The organism is Congzhengia minquanensis (assembly GCF_014384785.1).
GTDB classification, from domain to species: Bacteria; Bacillota; Clostridia; order UBA1381; family UBA9506; genus Congzhengia; species Congzhengia minquanensis.
Map to the genome: position 1 here is coordinate 317,892 of NZ_JACRSU010000001.1, position 19,947 is coordinate 337,838.

Here is a 19,947-nt window from a genome sequence, read left to right on the forward strand (position 1 = left end):
TGAATTCAGTGCGCCTGTTGATTATTTTACATCTCTTTTTCATACTTTATCATCAAAATAACCTCTAACACGTTTTTTAATAAAAACACACCGACAATTACCAAGGTGACCCATAGCTGCGCATCCATGACGATGGAAACCGCGGCCAATGCAATGATGCACCACTGGATTATGTCGGCGCTCATTGCTTTTGCGCGGTTGCGGATTGCGATGGTGCGTTCGTCACGGGATTCAATATCCGCCCGCCTGCTCTCCTCCGGGTGGCGGCTGTTATATCGAATTAGAAACAGGTTTGACGCCGTCATGCCAAACAGCCCGGCCCCAATACCAATCAGCACGCCGCTGAGCTGTTTGGGCACTTGCCCCTTTAAAACAAAAGCGGAAACGAGCGCAATTAAAATTCCGCACACACACAAAAGAATGTTCAAAGCTTTATTTTTCATTGTTCTTCCTCCTCATATAAAAAAATTTCCTCTACCGACAAGTGAAAAAGCCTAGCGATTTTAAACGCCAAAAGAATGGACGGGTTATACCGCCCGCTTTCCAAAGAGCCAATGGTCTGCCTGGAAACCGCAAGCCGGTCGGCCAGCTCTTCCTGCGTCAGGCCGTGGTGCTTGCGGATTTCCTCCAATCGGTTATTCACTGTATCTCCTCCTCAAATGTAAAGTTCGCTTTCCATATACGCATTGTATCACGCACAATCAAAAATGTCAAGTATACTTTCCATGAAAAAAATAAAAAACCCCGGAAAAAAATCCGGGGCTTATCTGCGCCTATTTTAAGGTTACAATTTTTTTATACGCTTCATATGCCTTGTTCCAGTTTTCAGCATCCTCAGGCTCATAGGTCTTAACAGGGAACGAATTTTTCACAATTTGCCGCCCCTCGGTTAAGCTGCCGATTTTGCCCAGCGCCATAAGCTGAACAACCGCGTTGCCCGTGCTGGTGGCTTCCACCGGGCCGGCCAAAACGGTTTTGCCCGTTGCGCTGGCCGTAAATCTGCACACCATGGTGTCTTTAATGCCGCCGCCCACCATGTGTACGGCAGATAGCGGCTCTTTGGTAATGTCTTCAATGGCGTCTGCCACCATGCGGAACTTAAACGCCAGGCTCTGGGCCACGCAGCGAATAATTTCACCCTCGCCCTCCGGCACATGCTGACCGGTGCGTTTGCAGAACTCGCGGATTCGCCTGGGCATGTTGCCGGGGGCCGCAAAATCCTCGCAGTCGGGGTCGATAAAGCTTTGAAACGGCTCTGCGCTCCACGCTGCCTGCTCCAAATCGTCGAAAGTAAAGTTTTTGCCTTCCCTGGCCCACTGACGTTTGCTCTCCTGAATAATCCACAGACCCATAATATTTTTTAAGAAGCGGATTTTCCCACATACGCCGCCTTCGTTGGTGAAATCATATTGAAAGGTGGTGTCCGTTACATTGGGGCTGTCTAATTCAGAGCCCATCAGCGCCCAGGTGCCGGTGCTGATGTAGGCGTATTTATAATCTTCTGTCACGGGAACGCTGGCAACCGCCGAGGCCGTGTCGTGCGAGCCAACGGCAACGACTGGAATTTTCGGACAGCCCAATTCTTCACAGATATCATCGGACAATTCGCCGATTACCGTTCCGGGCATTACAATTTCGCCGAAAATGTCGGTAGGAATACTCGCTTTTTCCATCAGTTCTTTGTCCCAGTCCTTTGTCTTCACGTTTAAGAGCTGGGAGGTGGAGGCAATGGAATATTCGTTTTTCATTACGCCGGTTAACAGATAGTTAAAAATGTCGGGCATAAACAGCATTTTGTCCGCAATACCTAACACCGGGTCGTTCTCTTTTTTCATTGCCATAAACTGAAACAGCGTATTAAAGAAATTAAACTGAATTCCGGTTTTGTCAAAAATATATTTTTTGCCCATCATCTGGTCTGCCAAATCAATCATGCCGCTGGTGCGGGTATCGCGGTAGTGATAGGGGTTTCCTAAAAGCTTGCCGTTTTTGTCGAACAGGCCAAAATCCACGCCCCAGGTGTCAATTCCGATAGCCTTAATGTCCTTGTGCCCCGCCAGCACCGTTTTGTTAATGCCCTGCTTAATTTCAAAAAACAGCCGCAACACGTCCCAGTGAAAACTGTTGCCTGCCATTACCGGGTCGTTGGAAAACCGGTGCATCTCTTCAATGGAAAGCTTTTCTCCGTCAAATGTAAACAGCATTGCCCTGCCGCTTGATGCGCCAAAGTCAAACGCCAGAACCTTTGTTAATTCTGCCATGATATTCTCTCCTTTATTTCGTTTTAAAATTTCTTTACATAGTTCTTTTTATGTGCTAAAATTATAGCATATTTCCCCAGTTCTTTCAAGTCTTTTGTGAAAAATAACGCAAATTGCTACAAAATTATTAAAAAAGTTTTAAAAATCAGTTGACAAACTGGTGTAAGTTGTGTATAATAGTTTTTGTAACAAATATGTAACAACTTTTACTTCTGAATACAAAAGATAATCATGGAGGAACTTACATATGAACCCATTGAAAAAATTTGCGCGCATTGCGGCGATTACTGCGGCATTAGCCATTACCGCCACAATCACGACTTTTGCGGTTGAATTCCCCTGCACGGGATATTCCACCGGTGACAGCTTAAACATCCGCTCCGGCCCGGACACCATTTACGGTACCTACGGCCAGATTAACACCGGCGATGCCGTACAGTTAATCGGCCAGGAGGGAAACTGGTATAAAATTTCAACTCCCCTCGCGGCTTGCGGATATGCATATATCTCGGCAGACTATATCACCACAACGGCACCTGCACAGGTCAGAAGCGTGGCCCCGGTCATCTACGGCGGCACCTCCGGCAACGTTTCGGCAGGTCAGCGCGTTGTTCAAATCGCAGAACAGTTTTTAGGGCTCCCCTATGTTTATGGCGGCTCCACCCCAGCTGGGTTCGACTGCTCCGGTTTTACTTCATACGTTTTTAAACAGCTTGGATATACCTTAAACCGCGTTTCCGCCGACCAGATCAACAACGGCGTTCCGGTAAGCAAAAGCGAGCTTCAGCCCGGCGATTTGCTTCTGTTTAAAAAACAGGGCGCAGCAAGAATTCACCACGTTGGCATTTACGTGGGCGACGGCATGATGATTCATTCCCCCCAGACCGGCGATGTGATTAAATATGCCAGCATTGTAAACGGTTATTATAACGACTGTTACTATGCCGCAAGAAGAATTGTAAACTGATAAATTTGATTTGACATCCGCATGGAGTTTTCCGTGCGGATTTTATTTTTGCCAACTTTTTTTAAAAAACCCTTTCTTTTTGCTGTAAAATAGTATATAATGGTAAAGTTAATATAAATATATCTATTTTTTAACGTAAGGAGAGCGGCATGACAAGAAAAGAAGCACGTGAACATTGCTTTAAGCTGATGTTTGAATATGAGGTTCAGAAAAACGACGCCCAAACCATGCTTTCCTACTTTGTGGAAAATGAGCTGTCGCTGGGAAGCCAGAAAAATTATGTGGAAACCCTACTACGCTCTGCAGTGGAAAACATTGCACATATTGACGAAACCATTGAGCAAAACACAAAAGGCTGGCGCATTTCCCGACTCCCTAAGGTAACGCTGGCTGTTCTGAGAGTGGCCGTGGCGGAAATGCTCTACATGGATGACATTGCCGACAGCATTTCCATAAACGAGGCGGTTGAGCTTGCCAAAACCTATAACGACGAGAAAAACGGCAAGTTTGTAAATGGTATTTTGGCCTCTGTGTTTAAAGGGAAATAGACCTATGGAACGAGAAATTTTAACCGTCAGCGTGTCCCAGCTCAACAACTACATAAAACGGGTGTTAGACGCGAACAGTTACTTAGGGGACATTTGTGTGAAGGGCGAGCTGTCGAACTTTAAGCTCCACTCCTCCGGGCACATCTACGCCAGCTTAAAGGACGAAGGTTCGTTAATCAAGCTGGTGATGTTCCGCTCCTGCGTGCAGCGGCTTACTTTCCGGCCGGACAACGGAATGAAGGTAACCGTCCGCGGCAGAATTTCGGTTTACGAGCGAGACGGGGTATATCAGATTTACGCGGAGGACATTGTACCCGACGGTGTAGGCAGCCTCTATGCGGCGTATGAAAAGCTCAAAGCGCAGCTTGACGCAGAAGGCCTGTTTGACGAAAAATTTAAAAAGCCCCTGCCCCCCTTTCCCCAGCGGATTGGTGTAGTAACGGCTAAAACAGGCGCCGCCGTGCGGGATATTATTAACATAACCGGGCGCAGGTTCCCAATGGCTGAGGTGTTTTTGGCGCCGGTTTCGGTGCAGGGTGTGTCTGCCGCGCCGGAAATTGCAAACGCCATCCGTTTATTGAACGAGCATGAACTCTGCGATGTGATGATTGTGGGCCGCGGCGGCGGTTCCATTGAAGATTTGTGGGCCTTTAACGAGGAAATTGTGGCCCGGGCGATTTTTGCGTCCCATATTCCGGTGGTTTCCGCCGTGGGGCACGAAACCGATTTTACCATTGCCGATTTTGTGGCGGACCTCAGAGCCCCTACGCCCTCTGCGGCGGCGGAGCTGGTGTGTCCGTCTGCTGCAGAGCTTAGCGGCTACTTTCAAAACCAGAGGGGCAGATTAAAATCAGCATTAATATACTGTATTGAACATAAAAAGAAAACCCTTGCTAACCTAACCGGCGCTTATGGGTTTCAGCGTTTTTCCGGCCGGCTGGCAGACGAGCGGCAATATGTGGACGCTTTGATGAAAAATGCGGAAAAGGCCGCACGTTCGTTGCTTGAAAAAAAGCGGACGGTGCTTTCGCAGGCCGCGGCAAAGCTCGACGCGCTCAGCCCCTTAAAAACCCTTGCCCGAGGCTATTCCATTGCCAGCACAAAGGACGGGACGCTGATTTCCAGTGTGAGCGATGTAAAAAAAGAGCAGGAATTTGTGTTGCGCCTGTCAGACGGCGCGGCAGACTGTAAATTTTTATAACCATTTTTAAGGAGGTACCCGGTTGAATATTCCCAACATGCTGTCCATTTTAAGGCTTGTCATGGTTCCGGTGTATATTTTGGTCTTTCTGATTGAGGGAGAACAAAAAACAGCGGCGGCGGCAATTTTTATTCTGGCCAGCGCAACTGACGTATTAGACGGCTACATTGCGAGAAAATATAACATGACCACAAAGATCGGACAGCTCTTAGACCCGCTGGCAGACAAGCTGATGCAGATTGCCGTGGTGGTGACAATGTTGTGCGCGAAGATGGTACCCTTGTGGTTTGTGCTGGTGCTTGCGTCAAAAGAACTGTTAATGATTGTGGGCGGCGCGTTCCTTTTTGCAAAGAAAACCTTTGTAAAATCTAACGTATTCGGAAAGCTGAACACCGTGGCCATGTTCTGCGCCATGGTAATTTTACTCATTTTCTCTGTGACTAATGTGACGCTGAAAAATGTGATGCTGGGCGTTGTGGTCGTCACCAACGCCGCTGCAATCGTATCCTATTTATATTTGTACTTTATCAAACAAAAACAATTTAAAAATTATATTGGAAAAAAACAAGACGGAGGGCTGAATTCATGAATTTTATCAAAATAATCCCCTGGATTTTAATTGTCTTGGGCGCGGTTTTAAACTTTTTGGTGCCTGTGTTCTTAAAAAAAGGCGCGGCCTCGCCTGATGCCGTGATGGGAAAACTTTATGTCACAAAATCTGTGGGACTGATTTTGGTCATCATTGGCTGCATTATGATATTCTGGTTAGGAGGAAAATTTGGTGTCTAACGAAATTAACAAAACATATAACCCCAAAGAGGTGGAGGAACGGCTTTATAACACTTGGGTGGAAAAGGGTTATTTTACCCCAACGCCGGACAAAACAAAAGAGCCGTTCACCATTGTAATTCCGCCCCCAAACGTTACAGGCCAGCTCCACATGGGACATGCCTTAGACGAAACGCTGCAGGATATTTTAATCCGCTACAAGCGCATGGCAGGCTTTAATGCCCTTTGGATTCCCGGAACCGACCACGCCGGTATTGCCACCCAAATTAAGGTGGAGGAAGTGCTGCGCAAGGAAGAAGGCAAAACCCGCTACGATCTGGGCCGCGAAAAGTTTGTGGAAAAGGTGTGGGAGTGGAAAAAGCTCTATGGCGACAGGATTATTAATCAGCTGAAAAAGCTGGGCAGCTCCTGCGACTGGACAAGGGAACGCTTTACCATGGACGAAGGCTGCTCCAAAGCGGTGAAAGAGGTTTTTGTGAATCTCTATAAAAAAGGGCTTATCTATCAGGGCTCAAGAATTATAAACTGGTGTCCCAGATGCATTACTGCGCTTTCAGATGCAGAGGTTGAACACGCAGAACAGGCCGGCCATTTTTGGCACATTAAATATCCGGTAAAAGGGAGCGATGAATTTGTTGTCATTGCTACAACACGTCCCGAAACGCTGTTCGGCGATACTGCTGTTGCGGTAAATCCTGAAGATGAACGCTATAAGGACATTATCGGAAAAACCTTGCTGCTTCCCCTTACCGATCGGGAAATTCCTGTAATTGCAGATGCGTATGTGGACAAAGAGTTTGGAACAGGCTGTGTTAAAATTACACCAGCCCACGACCCCAACGACTTTGAGGTTGGCTTGCGTCATGATCTTGCACAAATTAAGGTTTTGAACGACGACGCCACAATGAATCACTATGCCGGAAAATATGAAGGCATGGACCGTTATGAGTGCCGTAAGCAGATGATAAAAGACTTAGACGAAATGGGCCTTTTGGTTAAGGTGGAAGACCATTCTCACAACGTTGGCCAATGCTACCGCTGCGGAACAACCGTTGAGCCGATTATATCGAAACAGTGGTTTGTTAAAATGAATTCTCTTGCTCAGCCTGCAATTGACGCTGTGAAAAAGAAAGACACAGAATTTGTACCGGAACACTTTGAAAAAGTATATTTTCACTGGCTTGAAAACATCCGCGACTGGTGTATCTCCCGTCAGTTGTGGTGGGGGCACAGAATTCCGGCCTTCTATTGCGACGACTGCGGTGAAATGGTTGTAACAAAGGAAGACGGCGCTGTTTGCTCGAAATGCGGCAAGCCCATGCGGCAGGATCCCGATACACTTGACACATGGTTTTCTTCTGCGCTGTGGCCGTTTTCAACCCTTGGCTGGCCGGATAAAACAGAGGATTTATCCTATTTCTATCCCACCAGCGTTCTCGTAACCGGATATGACATTATCCCCTTCTGGGTAATGCGAATGATGTTTTCGGGAATTGAACATACCGGTGAGGTACCGTTTAAGTACGTGTTTATTCACGGCCTGGTGAGGGACGCTCAGGGCAGAAAGATGAGCAAATCCTTAGGAAACGGCGTTGACCCCTTAGAGGTGATTGACGAGTTCGGCGCAGACGCACTGCGCTTTACTCTTGCTACAGGAAACTCTCCCGGAAACGACATGCGATTTTCCACTGAGCGTGTAACCGCCAGCAGGAACTTTGCAAACAAAATTTGGAACGCTTCGCGGTTTGTTCAGATGAATTTAACCATCTACGAGTTGTGCGTTCCTGCGGCCTCTGAACTGGCTTTAGAGGACAAATGGATTCTAGATAAATTAAACCGCTTAGTTTCCGAAGTGACGGAAAATTTAGATAAATTTGAACTGGGCGTTGCTGTGGCAAAGCTTTACGACTTTATTTGGGACGAATTCTGCGACTGGTATATTGAGTTGGTGAAACCCCGGCTTTACGACACGGAGAACCCCACCAACAAAACTGCCCAGCAGGTGCTTTCCTACGTGCTTTCCAATACGCTGAAGCTGCTCCACCCGTTCATGCCATTCATCACCGAGGAAATTTGGCTTAGCCTGCCCCACGAGGGGGAAAGTATTGTCATTGCAAACTGGCCCATAGCAGATGACACTTTAAGCTTTCCTGCCGAAGCTGCGCAGATGGAAATGATGAAAGGCGCACTGAAAGCTGTGCGGAATAAGCGGGCTGAAATGAACATTCCACCATCAAAAAAAGCCGCCATGTTCATTGTGACAGACCACACAGAGCTGTTCCAAAACGGCGCTGTGTTCTTTCAAAAGCTAGCTAGCGCTTCCGACGTTACGGTACTGAAGGACAAATCTACCGTTGGAGAAAACACAGTGGCGGTTATTGTAGACGGCGCGCAGATTTACATTCCCTTAGGCGAACTGGTGGATTTTGAAAAGGAATTAAAACGGTTAGAAGAAGAAAAGAAACATTTATTAGGCGAAATAAAGCGCGTGGAGGGCAAGCTTTCCAACAAAGGATTTGTGGACAAAGCCCCGGCCCGCGTGGTAGAAGAAGAAAAAGCGAAGGGCGAAAAATACCGCGAAATGCTGCAAAAGGTGGAAGAAAGCCTGTCCGCTTTTCAAAAGGAGGCAAACTAAATGGCTGATGAAAAAAACATGCAAAACGCCGCACCAGAGGAAGAAGAAGGCATTGTGATGCTAATAAACGATGACGGCGAGGAACATGCGTTCCTGCATCTGGACTCTTTCGACTATAACGGCGAAACCTACGTGGTGCTTCTCCCGGCAGACGAGGGCGACGAAGACTGCGACGAGGTGCTCATTTATACCTTGAAAATTGACGAGGACGGCTCTGAAACCCTGCTGCCCATTGAGGACGAGGCAGAGCTTGACATGGCCTTTGACGAGTTTAAAAACCGTATGGGCGACGAATACGAATTTGAATCTTAATTCTGCGGCGCAGACGTTTTGTCTGCGCCGCAATATTTTATGAAAGGAGAAGCTGTAAAAATGGAGGCATTAAAGAAAATATTAACCTACATCGAGGAACATGCCGATGTTCGCCATGTTGAAAATACCATTGTCCTGCAAAAACAGGTAAATTCCTTTTTGCCTGTTGACAGGATTTGTATGTGCGTCCATCTTCCCGACCACACGTTTCCTCCCTATGCTATGGAGGAAACCCACGAGGACATGGCTAAAATGATGTATAACGAGCTGATTGCCTGTATTCCCCGCGTGAAACTAAAGGACGATGCGATTCCCACCATTCGGGCCAACTACGGTGTTGGAACCCTTGCCTCTCTGTTTGGCGCGAAAAGCTCGATTGTAAATGGAAATATGCCCTGGGTTACGCCCCTTTCAAAAGAGGAGATAAAGCGCGTGGTCGACCGCGGTGTTCCGGACTTAGACAGCGGCTTTGGCGCGCGCCTTGTCCAGACTTATGCATTTTACAACGAAGTGCTGAAAGACTATCCTGCCTGCCGCAAAATACTGAAACTGTATCACCCCGATCTTCAGGGGCCTTTCGATACTGCACATCTCATCTATGGGTCTGACATTTACCCCGATCTGTATGACGAACCTGAACTTATCCACGCGCTTTTATCTGTGGTCACGGAAACGTATATCCGCCTGTTCCAGCGCATATATCCCTACCTTTCTAACGACCAGGAGGGCAGCTGCTACCACTGGGATATGCTCTATCCCGGAAACACGGTCATCCGGAACGATTCGGCGGTAAACCTTTCCTGCGCAATGTACCAAGAGTTTGCACAGCAGTATGACAAAAAAATTATCGACGCTTTGGGCGGCGCTTCCATGCATTTTTGCGGGCGTGCCGACCACTGGATATTTGATATGGCAGAAAACGGAAATCTAAAGGGGCTGAACTTTGGCTATATGGAGAACCTGATATTCGGGCAGGAATATCTGGATTTTCTGTTTGACAAGGTAACAGCAGCTAAGCTGCCCATTGTGCATTATATTCTCACCCGTAATGAGTTTGATGCTATGGACTTTTCACGGTACCACACGGGCATCAGCTTCTGCTGTGCGGTAAAGTCGGAGGAGGACGCAAAGCGGCTTTTGGAACTGTGTAAAGAAAAAATAAAATAAGATAAAAAATAGGAGCGGAACCGCTCCCGTTTTTTTATTTATTTTAACAGCTCTTCAATTACCGGTTTTATAAAACTTCTGTGCTGAGCAAGCTCTTTTGCCACCGCTACCCCGTCCGCCTTATCCGGCGAAATACCGTGCTTTAGACAGAACACCGCAGCAAAACCCGCTGCCTCGCCTGTGGCCTGGCAGGTCTGCTGAATCCGAAGCGACGCCTGCGCCTCCCGTTCCGCAGAAATACACCGTCCCGCCACAAACAGGTTTTGTGCGCCTTTTACCACAATGGCGCCGTAGGGAATATCGAAATAGTCCCCGGATAAAACCTTTTCTATGCGCTGTGCGCTGTCCTGCACGGCGGGACGGGCATAGTGGTCGCCGGGCCAAATATCAATCACCCAAGAGCTTTTGGCGATGGAGCCTTTGCGCTTATTTAACATTAGCGCATCCTCTGCCAAAACTGTTTCAATACCCTGAATTCTGCGTGAGTCACGGATGCCGATGTGAATGTTGGTATCCAGCAGATAGGCGTTTTCAAACCCGCTGATATAACGCTTTGCAAAATCGGCGCATTCATAGGCCTGCTTTCTTCCCTCCCGCTCCGCCTTTGTTAAATCCCAGGGATCCACAGGGTTAATGTGCAGCACACGGCTTGCAAAGCCGTGCATCTCCGTACGGTATTTGGGAATGGAGTTCGGTACGGTTCTGCTGGCGGTGTAGCTGGCCGCCCTGCCGTTTTTCACAACTTCGCTTTCATATCTTTTCGACATCTCGTCTGAAGCCGCTTCCTCCACCAGCTTTTGGATTTCCTCTTTGGTGCGGACAACACTTCTATCCACATTCCCCATGCGGAAAACTTTGGTCAGCGCCTGGTTATAGGGGTGTTCCCCATCCCCTTGTGAAAAGGACGCGCCTGCAAACGCACAAACCGCTCCGTCCCCCGTTGCGTCAATCACCATTTTTCCCTGCACCGCCATAGTGCCCGACACGGTTTCCAAAATCACGCCGGTAATTTTATTCTCCTCTTTCATCACGCCGCTGGCCCACACATGGTGCAACATGCTCACCTGTGCTTTTGAGAGCAAATTGTCCCACGCAAACTTTACCAATTCAATATCCACGCCGCTGCGAATGCGGTTGTCCTCGCCTTTAGTCGTCAAGTCGCGGTTCGATAGGCCGCCCAAACGGTTTACCTCGCGGATAAAATCATGCCACACGCCCATAAAATCTACACCATTGGTAGACAAAATGTGACCCACGCCCTGGGCAGCGGTTGCGCCGCCCAAAAAGCCATACCGTTCGCAAAGCAAAACCTCAGCCCCCAGCCGGCCGGCGGTCAGCGCCGCCGCACACCCTGCCGCACCTCCGCCAACTACAATTACGTCGTAGTTTCCGCAAATCTCAATCTCTTTTGTCTGGGTATAAACCTTTTTCATAAACAAACACCCTTTTTGTTTTTCTTTACTTTACCACAACAAATTTGGAAATTATATGCTCATGTTGCCTATTTTTTTGCTGTAGTTGCTATATAAAAGAAACAGACCGCGATTTGCGGCCTGTTTCTTTTATATTCTGTATTAAAAAATTAGTTGGAAAGCGCAAACTCCTTGCATTCAATTTTCGGAGCGGAATTTGTAAATCCGTCCCAAACAAAAACCTTCACCTTTGTAACCGTTTGATCTGTTTTGAGACTTAATTGCATAAACTGCGTTTCAGCAGAAATCTCCACAGCTGTCATTTCCACCAGCTTGTTTTCGTTGTAGGCCGCCATAACAGCAGTGCCAGACACCGGTGATGCAAAGCAGACTTCTGCCGTGTAGTTGTTTTCCGCATCCTTCGTCATAGAATCCGGCGAGGGTTTAATGTCAATGTAATCTATAAAATATTTGACATTTTCTGCATATTCCTCACTCTCACAGGTCGAAATCCGAAATTCCAGCAGATAGGTCCCCGCGTCGACCCAAACTTTTTTTGTATATTCGTACATGGGATTCCACTTTGCTGTCCAGCCGGCAGGGTCATCATCAGAGGCGCTTGTAAATCTATCCTGAACATTTGTTCCTAAATCTGAGTCGTCTTTATTACTGCTAATTTTATTCTCTCCGAGATACAAGGAAACCTCGCTCACTGAGTTCTGCCAATGGGTCGCCACATAAGAAAAGTCGTAATACCGGCTCTCCGTAAAGTTTACCCGCGCCTGAATCGGCAACAGCGGTGTTCCCTCCTCGCCTGTCACTTTTACGTTCGATGTGCCAATCCATTTGCCGCCGCTTGCGCCAGCAACTTCTACAATTTTTTCTGCGGCCATGTCTTCGGCCTCTATCAGCGTTTCTTCAGGTGTGATATCCGTTCCGTTATCCGGAACAAATTTTATGTAGTCGGCAAAAAATTTCCACTTTCCAAACAATGCATTTTCCAGATAAGATACATCCACCTGTAAGGTATTCTCACCCTCGTTTAAATAGCAAGAGGTCTTACCCTCAAACAACCACATTCGTGCATACTCCCAGGGATAAACACACTTTTGCTTTGGCGTACCATCTTCATTCAAAATTGGGGTTCCCTCGTCATCGGTGGCGTCAACATATGCGCTAAGGTCTTCCAAAGGCTTGCAGAATGTGTCGTTATCTCCAACAAGCACATCGTTTACTGTCAGCGTAATATTGCTCAAATTTGTTTTGTCTGTGCGCTTCATAACGGCATACTGACACTTATAATAGCCTGCCTGTTCTGCTGTTACGCTCACGGTTAATGCGGCGCTTGGGTCTGTCGTTGTGTCAATTGTTGCCCAATATGCCTTCCCGCTGGCATTTTCCACAGACAGCGCGTCTCTATGGTTTGCTTCCGTTTGAATGTTCCCGGCTCCTGCCGCCTCTGCCAAATCTTCAAATTCAAAAAATAGCGTGCCGGCCGGATCTGCTTCTCCCTCTGCTGAAACACCCGGCGGCGTCATTACACCTATTAGCAGAGAAAGTGAAAAAAACACTGCAAATAATTTTTTCATAAGCCTCTTCTCTCCTTTTTCTAATTTTTTAAAAACTATCCCCATAGCTTTCTTTTATTTTATTATAATAATGTAACAAAGTAAATGAACAATATTGCACAAAATCAAGATAATATTGCTAAAAATAGTTTATTTAGAACTTAAAAATTAGATTAAGTAAAAGCTAATTACACTCAAGCAGACAAACCGCCTCAGCCGCAATGCCCTCCCCCCGGCCGGTAAAGCCCAGCTTTTCCGTGGTGGTGGCTTTTACGTTCACACGGTCAGCAGAAATTTCTAAAACCGCCGCAAGATTTTCCGCCATTTTGGGAATAAATGCCGCAAGCTTCGGCCTCTGGGCAATAATTGTTACGTCTATGTTGGAAACAGCATATCCCTTTTCCCAAACCATCTTTGCGGCGCGTTGCAAAAGCTGCATACTGTCCGCACCAAAATATGCATCGTCCGTGTCGGGAAAGTGGCGCCCAATGTCCCCTAAAGCCGCCGCACCCAGCAGCGCATCTGTCACAGCGTGAGCCGCCACATCCGCGTCGGAGTGGCCCAAAAGCCCCTGTTCAAACGGAATTTCCACGCCGCATAAAATCAATTTTCTGTTTTCTGTCAAACAATGCACGTCAAACCCGTGCCCAATCCGCATATCCATGCCGTTACCACTCCTCGCTGCTTAACAGTCCCTCGGCCACCGCAATATCTTCCACCGTGGTAATTTTGATATTGCGATAAGACCCTGGAGTAATTTTTATCTTTGTACCCAGCTTTTCAACCAGCGCGCAGTCGTCCGTCACAGCCCGCAGTGCGTCCTTCTCTGCGTCATAGGCGTTTAAAAACAGCGCTTTGGAAAACACTTGGGGCGTTTGAATTTCAAACAGCTCGCTCCTATCCACCGTTTCCGCAATAAAACCATTTTCATCCTCACGTTTTATGGTGGCCTTTGGCCGCACGCCGCACGCCGCCGCGCCAAAGGCAAAACCGGCTGACACGGCCTCGGCAATAGTTTCTTCATCAACCAATGGCCTTGCGCCGTCGTGTACGGCAATCAGGTCGCAGTCCTCCGAAAGTTCCGCAATCGCCGCCTTAACAGACTCTGCCCGCACCGCGCCGCCTTTCACAATGGCTTTCAGTTTGTCAATTTCAAAGTCTGCGGCAATGTCCGAGATGTCTAACATGTCCTCCTCTTTTGCCGCAACAATAATTTCGTCAATAAACCCGCTGTTCTGCAACGCCAGCAGAGTATGGGCAATAACGGGAGCGCCGCCGATTTCTAAAAACAGCTTGTTCACGTTTTCTCCCATGCGGCGGCTTTCCCCTGCTGCCGCCACAATACAGCTGACAAAATAATCCCGTTTTTGTTTTTTCTTTTTCATAACAGGCCCTCCAAGTATTCGCATACGGACATGCCGCTTCTCTTTAGTTTATTCGCCTGTTCTTATCAATATGAAGCTTTAAGAACTGACCCGTATAAGAATTTTTACATTTCATAATTTCCTCCGGCGTTCCGGTGGCAACAATGGTGCCGCCCTTGTCCCCGCCCTCTGGACCCAAGTCGATGATATAGTCCGCCGTTTTAATCACGTCTAAGTTATGCTCAATTACCAAAACGGTGTTTCCATTTTCCACCAGCCTGTCTAAAACCTCCAAAAGCTGGTGCACGTCTGCCGTGTGGAGGCCGGTAGTAGGCTCGTCTAAGATGTAAAGGGTTTTGCCTGTTCCCCGCTTGGAAAGCTCCGTGGCCAGCTTAACACGCTGTGCCTCGCCGCCGGAAAGCTGTGTGGAGGGCTGTCCCAGTTTCACATAAGAAAGCCCCACGTCGTAAAGAGTTTGCAGCTTGCGTTGGATTTTGGGGATACTGGAAAAGAACTCTAACCCCTCCTCCACCGTCATATCCAAAACCTCGTAAATGTTTTTGCCTTTATATTTCACTTCCAGTGTTTCCCTGTTATAGCGTTTGCCTTTACATACCTCACAGGGCACAAACACGTCAGGAAGAAAGTGCATTTCAATTTTAATAATTCCGTCGCCGGAGCAGGCCTCGCACCGCCCGCCCTTTACGTTAAAGCTGAACCTGCCGGATTTATAGCCCCGCATTTTTGCCTCATTTGTTGCGGCAAACAGTTCTCGGATATCGCCAAACACACCGGTATAGGTGGCGGGGTTCGACCGGGGCGTTCTGCCGATGGGCGACTGGTCAATGTCAATAATTTTATCCAAATTCTCCACACCCTCCGCCTTTTTAAACTTGCCCGGCAGGCTGTGGGCACGGTTTAACTCTTTTGAAAGATATTTGTTAATAATTTCGTTCACTAAAGACGATTTCCCCGAACCAGACACACCGGTAACAGCGGTGAACGTTCCCAATGGAATGGAAACGTCGACATCTTTTAAATTGTTTTCAGCACAGCCTAAAAACTTCAGCACGTTCCCGTTTCCTTTCCTGCGCATTTCAGGCACAGGAATTTGCTTTCTTCCGCTTAAATACTGCCCTGTTGCAGAGTTTTCGCAGGCCATAATCTCCTCCGCCGTGCCCTGGGCCACAATGCGGCCTCCGTGCACGCCTGCGCCGGGGCCAACGTCTACGATATAGTCCGCTTCCAGCATGGTGTCTTCGTCGTGCTCCACCACAATCAGCGTGTTGCCCAAATCTGTCAGCCGACGTAACGTTGCCAGCAGCTTATTGTTATCCCGCTGGTGCAGGCCGATTGAGGGCTCGTCTAAGATATACAGAACACCCATCAGCCCCGAACCGATTTGTGTTGCCAAACGAATTCGCTGCGCTTCGCCGCCGGACAGCGTGCCCGACGACCGGGACAGGGTTAAATACTCCAGCCCCACATCGCAAAGGAAGCTGATGCGCTCGTTAATCTCTTTTAACACGCGCTCCGCAATTTTCATGTCCCGCTCAGACAGGGTTAACGCCGCAAAAAAATCCCTTGCCTTGTCCACAGGCAGGCGGGTCACCTCGTCAATGTTTTTTCCGCCCACGGTAACCGCCAAAACATCCGGCCTGAGTCTTTTTCCGCCGCACTCCGGGCACAGCTTAAAGCGCATCATCTTTTCAATTTCCATCTTCATAAAATCGCTGTTGGTTTCGCGGTAGCGGCGTTCTAAGTTATTAATAATACCCTCAAAGGCCGCGAAATAGTGGGACGTGCCGTAGGAGCGTTTTAAAAACAGTTCCAGCCGTTCGCCCTTTGTGCCGTAAAGAATAGCGTTTACCGCCTCTTTGCTCAAATCCTTTATTTTTGTATCGAAATCAAAGCCATATTTTTTTCCCAGCGCCTCGTAATACATGTGGGCCATGCTGTCCTCGCTGTCAGCTGAGCCCCAGCCAGAGGCCATAATCCCGCCCTCGTTTAACGTGCGCTCGGGGTCTAAAATCAGTTCCGGCGAAACCTTCATCATGCTGCCGATACCTGAGCAGCAGGGGCAGGCTCCCAATGGGTTGTTAAACGAAAACATTCGGGGAGAAAGCTCCTCCATGCTGATGCCACAGTCGTCGCAGGCGTAGTTTTGCGAAAATGTCATTTCGCTGCCGCCGATAACGTCCACAATCACCGTGCCGGATGCCAGTCCTGACGCGGTTTCAATGGAATCTGTCAGTCTTTGCTCTATGCCTTCTTTCATAACCAGCCGGTCAATCACAATTTCAATGGTATGCTTTTTGTTCTTTTCCAGCTTAATCTCTTCTGCAACGTCATACACCAGCCCATCGACCCGCACCCGGACAAATCCGTTTTTCTTAGCGTCTTCAAACAGCTTTGCGTGCTCGCCCTTTTTGCCGCGGATTACCGGCGCCAAAATCTGAAACTTCGTTTTTTCCGGCAATTCCATAATGCGGTCTACAATCTGGTCAATGGTTTGCTTTTTAATCTCTTTCCCGCACTTTGGGCAATGCGGAATGCCCACCCGGGCGTATAACAGTCTTAAATAGTCGTAAATTTCCGTAACGGTCCCTACCGTTGAGCGAGGATTTTTTGCCGTGGTCTTCTGGTCTATGCTGATGGCCGGCGACAGCCCCTCAATATATTCCACCTCGGGCTTTTCCATCTGCCCTAAAAATTGACGCGCGTAAGACGAAAGAGACTCCACATACCGTCTCTGCCCCTCAGCATACAGCGTGTCAAAAGCCAAAGAAGACTTTCCCGAGCCGGAAATCCCCGTGAACACCACAAATTTGTCCCTGGGAATTTTTAAATCCACATTCTTTAAATTGTGTTCCTTAGCACCTTTTATATAAATCATTTTGTCCTGCATAAATTCCTGTCCCCTTATCTTCTAAACATGAAAAATCCCAGCGCGGCCCGCGTAAACACGCCGGTTAGCCGCTGATTCACACTTTCTGCAAGCTTCTGTTTTTCCTCCCCGTCCAGTGCAGAAAGGTCGTAAAACTGCTCCGGAGGGCTTATGTCCGCATCTTTAACCGCTGTGTCGGTTGACGTGTTTACCGTAACGTTCACCAGTTTTGGCGCATCACCCGGTTTTGCCAGGTCCAGCGATATTGCAGTCACTGCATCTGTCACAGTGCCGGCGGTGTTCTGTTCCCTTTCAAAGTGAAGCAGCTCGCTTCCGTCCGTTTTATAGGCTGTGGCGCGAACAGCTTTGCCGCCTGACGCCTCAACCTCCGCCACGGGCGTGCCGCTCCCGGCAATTTTCAGCGTTTCCCGCTCTACCCTGCGGTGCTTGTTTATGACAGCGGTGAGTTCCACCTCCGCATCGGACTGGGCCATATCCGCCAAAAATGAGTCCAGCGTTTCTAAATACTCCTGTTCAAATTCCTTTTGGGTAACGCTGGAAACCAAAAGGGCCGAAGGTTCATACATTCCATTTATATTTCTTGCAATCTGCTCCCGCTGGGCATATAAAAACGACTTTAGTTCACTGTCTGCCCGAAGCTGGCCCACAATACCGGAAAAAAGCCGCACCGCCTTTGCCGAAAGCTGCACCGTTGTGGTGCCGTTTATTTTAACAGAAGAAAACACCGCGTCCGGCACATCGTTATAAAGCCTTATTCCATACTTTTTCAAATATTTAAAAAAGCCTTCCCGGTCTACGCCGTCTAAAATCCCCCTGTCCGGGTTTACGCCCTGGGCGCCTAAAAGCACACTCAATATCTCACCCGTGCTGCCGCCCGAATAGGCCGCGTCTGCCATTTGGGGAGAGGAAAATACGGTAACGCCGCCGTCTGTCACGCTTGTGGCCGTAACCAAATCGCCGCCCATAAATTTTAATGCAAAATTAAGCCGGCTTTGGTTTTCCGAAAACTGCACCGTGTCTGTGCGGACGGTTAGGCCGTTCACCGCTTTTGCCATTTGCGGATCCATAACACCGTCGCCCACGGTCAGCGAGGCGTCAGTTTGTTTTGCAAACCTTGTGTTTGCTTCTGCTTTTGCCCCGTCTTGATAGGTATTGTAATGGGCAAGCACAAACAGCTGCTTGTCCGACGGGAAAAAATATTTATAGGAAAGATACGCCCCCGTCAGCACAATGACGGAAATCACCGCATATAAACATGTTAAAAAAACACGTTTTAGGCGTTTGTTTTTATTGCGGCGAATAGGCGGCTTTTCAAAATTGCTTCTCATTTCAATTGGTTCCATTGCATCCTCCGTTTCCAAGTTTCCATACATCTATAACTATACACCAACAGGCAAAAAAAATCAATGTGTAAATTTTGAAACTGCGGTTAAAATATCCTTATTGGGGGTTGATTGCATGGAACACGAACATAAAATGACGGCGAAAAAGCTGTTCACCTGCGCGGCTGGCGGTCTCACCGCCGGATTTTTCAACGGTCTGTTCGGCAGCGGCGGCGGAACGATTATCGTGCCGTTTTTAGAAAAGTTTTTAAAGCTGGATCCGAAAAAAAGCCACGCCACGGCCATTTTAATCATATCCGGCTTCACCGCAGTGAGCCTTGTGTTCTACGGGTTCTCAAAGTCTTTGGATTACTGGCTTGCTCTAAAAGTATCCATCGGCGGCGTGGCGGGCGGTTTTGTGGGAGCAAAGCTGCTTTCTAAGCTTACCTTTGGCGCAATTCACAAAATTTTCGGCCTGTTTATGATTGCGGCCGCCGTGAGGATGGTGTTTTTTTAATTGATTGTTGCAATTATATCCGGCTTTCTGTCGGGAATCATCAGCGGCATGGGCATCGGCGGCGGAACGATTTTAATTCCCGCCCTGACCATGTTTGTCGGCGCAAACCAGCACATTGCCCAGGGCGTGAATTTGCTCTATTTTATTCCCACTGCTGTGGTGGCGCTGTTTGTTCACAAAAAAAATAACGCCTTAGAGCTGAAAATTGCGATTCCCATTATTTTGTTTGGCATTGCGGGAGCAGGCTTGGGTTCGTTTGTGGCGCTGCGCTTAAACTCCGGCCTGCTCAGGCGGCTGTTCGGCATCTTTTTGTTTTTCATGGGCGCCTACGAAATTTTTAAAGGGTTTCAAAAAAATAAGAAGGCATAAAGGAGATTTTTCAAAAAAATCTCCTTTTTTCTATTTACGCACCTTTGAAAATGTGGTATGATATAATAGTTATATCGTTTCATACGATACATGTTGATTGAGGTGACTTCATTGTTTCATAACCTTGTGCCCGATTTGTTTGTTCACGACATTTCGGCAATTGACTTAAATAAATTAAAAGAAAACGGCATTTCCGCCGTCATTTTAGACCTTGACAACACACTGGACAGTCATGAAACCAAAACGCCCTCAGCACGGGCGCTCAGCTTTTTGGAAGAACTGAAGGCAGGCGGCTTTTTGGTGTGCGTCATATCCAACGGAAAGCGGCGCAGGGTGGAAGCTTATCTTGTCGGTTTTGAAATTCCTTTTGTGGCAGACGCAGGCAAACCGCTGAAAAAAAGCTACCGCAAAGCGCTGAACACATTGGGCTGCCGGCAGGAAAACACCGCATTTGTGGGCGACCAAATCTTTACCGACACCTGGGGCGCTAACCGAATGGGGCTTTTCACCATTTTGGTTGAGCCAATTGAGGCCTTTGAAACCCCTTTGTTTTATATAAAACGCGCCTTAGAGCGGTTTGTGAAAGCAAAATTACTAAAAGAGTGAT

20 protein-coding genes are annotated in these 19,947 nt (G+C 47.9%); 11 read left to right on the forward strand and 9 right to left on the reverse strand.

Going from position 1 to position 19,947, the window contains the following annotated elements; translation table 11 throughout:
- Positions 1-26: 26 nt before the first annotated feature.
- From H8698_RS01540 to H8698_RS01550, 3 genes are all read right to left on the reverse strand, one after another.
- The gene (locus tag H8698_RS01540) at positions 27-443 is read right to left on the reverse strand and encodes a hypothetical protein (RefSeq protein WP_249310873.1); all 417 of its coding nucleotides are present in this window, start codon (positions 441-443) and stop codon (positions 27-29) included.
- Positions 440-643, reverse strand: a complete 204-nt coding sequence (locus H8698_RS01545) for a helix-turn-helix domain-containing protein (RefSeq protein WP_249310874.1) — start codon at positions 641-643, stop codon at positions 440-442. The genes H8698_RS01540 and H8698_RS01545 overlap by 4 nt, the downstream gene beginning before the upstream one ends.
- A gap of 130 nt (positions 644-773) precedes the next feature.
- Positions 774-2,261: a rhamnulokinase gene (locus tag H8698_RS01550; protein WP_249310875.1), complete on the reverse strand. Its 1,488-nt coding sequence runs from the start codon at positions 2,259-2,261 to the stop codon at positions 774-776.
- 247 nt (positions 2,262-2,508) lie between these two features.
- On the opposite strand from H8698_RS01550, the gene H8698_RS01555 reads away from it, so the two are divergent.
- From H8698_RS01555 to H8698_RS01590, 8 genes are all read left to right on the forward strand, one after another.
- Positions 2,509-3,228, forward strand: coding sequence for a C40 family peptidase (locus H8698_RS01555; RefSeq protein ID WP_249310876.1), 720 nt, complete (start codon positions 2,509-2,511; stop codon positions 3,226-3,228).
- A gap of 149 nt (positions 3,229-3,377) precedes the next feature.
- A complete protein-coding gene (gene nusB, locus H8698_RS01560) occupies positions 3,378-3,776 on the forward strand; it encodes a transcription antitermination factor NusB (RefSeq protein WP_249310877.1) in 399 nt (132 codons plus the stop codon).
- Between the two features lie 4 nt (positions 3,777-3,780).
- Entirely contained in the window at positions 3,781-4,977 is a 1,197-nt protein-coding gene (xseA, locus tag H8698_RS01565; protein WP_249310878.1) for an exodeoxyribonuclease VII large subunit, read from the forward strand.
- Positions 4,978-4,999: 22 nt separating this feature from the next.
- The gene (gene pgsA, locus H8698_RS01570) at positions 5,000-5,566 is read left to right on the forward strand and encodes a CDP-diacylglycerol--glycerol-3-phosphate 3-phosphatidyltransferase (protein WP_249310879.1); all 567 of its coding nucleotides are present in this window, start codon (positions 5,000-5,002) and stop codon (positions 5,564-5,566) included.
- Entirely contained in the window at positions 5,563-5,766 is a 204-nt protein-coding gene (locus tag H8698_RS01575) for a hypothetical protein (RefSeq protein ID WP_177680605.1), read from the forward strand. The genes pgsA and H8698_RS01575 overlap by 4 nt, the downstream gene beginning before the upstream one ends.
- A complete protein-coding gene (locus H8698_RS01580; RefSeq protein ID WP_249310880.1) occupies positions 5,759-8,401 on the forward strand; it encodes a valine--tRNA ligase in 2,643 nt (880 codons plus the stop codon). The genes H8698_RS01575 and H8698_RS01580 overlap by 8 nt, the downstream gene beginning before the upstream one ends.
- On the forward strand, positions 8,402-8,713 hold the full coding sequence (locus tag H8698_RS01585; RefSeq protein WP_249310881.1) for a DUF1292 domain-containing protein: 312 nt from the start codon (positions 8,402-8,404) through the stop codon (positions 8,711-8,713).
- A 60-nt stretch (positions 8,714-8,773) separates the two neighbouring features.
- A complete protein-coding gene (locus H8698_RS01590; RefSeq protein WP_249310882.1) occupies positions 8,774-9,880 on the forward strand; it encodes a uroporphyrinogen decarboxylase family protein in 1,107 nt (368 codons plus the stop codon).
- A 38-nt stretch (positions 9,881-9,918) separates the two neighbouring features.
- Here the strand turns inward: H8698_RS01590 and H8698_RS01595 are convergent, their stop codons facing one another.
- The 6 genes from H8698_RS01595 to H8698_RS01620 form a co-directional block, all read right to left on the reverse strand.
- Positions 9,919-11,313 (reverse strand): FAD-dependent oxidoreductase, encoded by a 1,395-nt coding sequence (locus tag H8698_RS01595; RefSeq protein ID WP_249310883.1) that lies wholly within the window; start codon positions 11,311-11,313, stop codon positions 9,919-9,921.
- 149 nt (positions 11,314-11,462) lie between these two features.
- Entirely contained in the window at positions 11,463-12,881 is a 1,419-nt protein-coding gene (locus H8698_RS01600) for a hypothetical protein (protein WP_249310884.1), read from the reverse strand.
- 163 nt (positions 12,882-13,044) lie between these two features.
- On the reverse strand, positions 13,045-13,518 hold the full coding sequence (ispF, locus tag H8698_RS01605) for a 2-C-methyl-D-erythritol 2,4-cyclodiphosphate synthase (RefSeq protein WP_249311502.1): 474 nt from the start codon (positions 13,516-13,518) through the stop codon (positions 13,045-13,047).
- A gap of 10 nt (positions 13,519-13,528) precedes the next feature.
- Complete coding sequence (gene ispD / locus H8698_RS01610; protein ID WP_249310885.1) at positions 13,529-14,245, reverse strand: 2-C-methyl-D-erythritol 4-phosphate cytidylyltransferase; 717 nt, start codon at positions 14,243-14,245, stop codon at positions 13,529-13,531.
- A gap of 43 nt (positions 14,246-14,288) precedes the next feature.
- Positions 14,289-17,132, reverse strand: coding sequence for an excinuclease ABC subunit UvrA (uvrA, locus tag H8698_RS01615; RefSeq protein WP_249310886.1), 2,844 nt, complete (start codon positions 17,130-17,132; stop codon positions 14,289-14,291).
- A gap of 14 nt (positions 17,133-17,146) precedes the next feature.
- On the reverse strand, positions 17,147-18,475 hold the full coding sequence (locus H8698_RS01620; protein ID WP_249310887.1) for a hypothetical protein: 1,329 nt from the start codon (positions 18,473-18,475) through the stop codon (positions 17,147-17,149).
- Positions 18,476-18,590: 115 nt separating this feature from the next.
- Here H8698_RS01620 and H8698_RS01625 point away from each other — a divergent pair, with 115 nt between their 5' ends.
- The 3 genes from H8698_RS01625 (at position 18,591) to H8698_RS01635 (ending at position 19,946) form a co-directional block, all read left to right on the forward strand.
- Positions 18,591-18,971 carry a sulfite exporter TauE/SafE family protein gene (locus tag H8698_RS01625; RefSeq protein ID WP_249310888.1) on the forward strand — a complete coding sequence of 127 codons (381 nt, stop codon included), beginning with the start codon at positions 18,591-18,593 and terminating at the stop codon, positions 18,969-18,971.
- The gene (locus H8698_RS01630) at positions 18,972-19,340 is read left to right on the forward strand and encodes a sulfite exporter TauE/SafE family protein (RefSeq protein WP_283245353.1); all 369 of its coding nucleotides are present in this window, start codon (positions 18,972-18,974) and stop codon (positions 19,338-19,340) included. It begins immediately after the preceding gene.
- A gap of 111 nt (positions 19,341-19,451) precedes the next feature.
- Complete coding sequence (locus H8698_RS01635; protein ID WP_249310889.1) at positions 19,452-19,946, forward strand: YqeG family HAD IIIA-type phosphatase; 495 nt, start codon at positions 19,452-19,454, stop codon at positions 19,944-19,946.
- The last annotated feature ends 1 nt before the right edge of the window (position 19,947 follow it).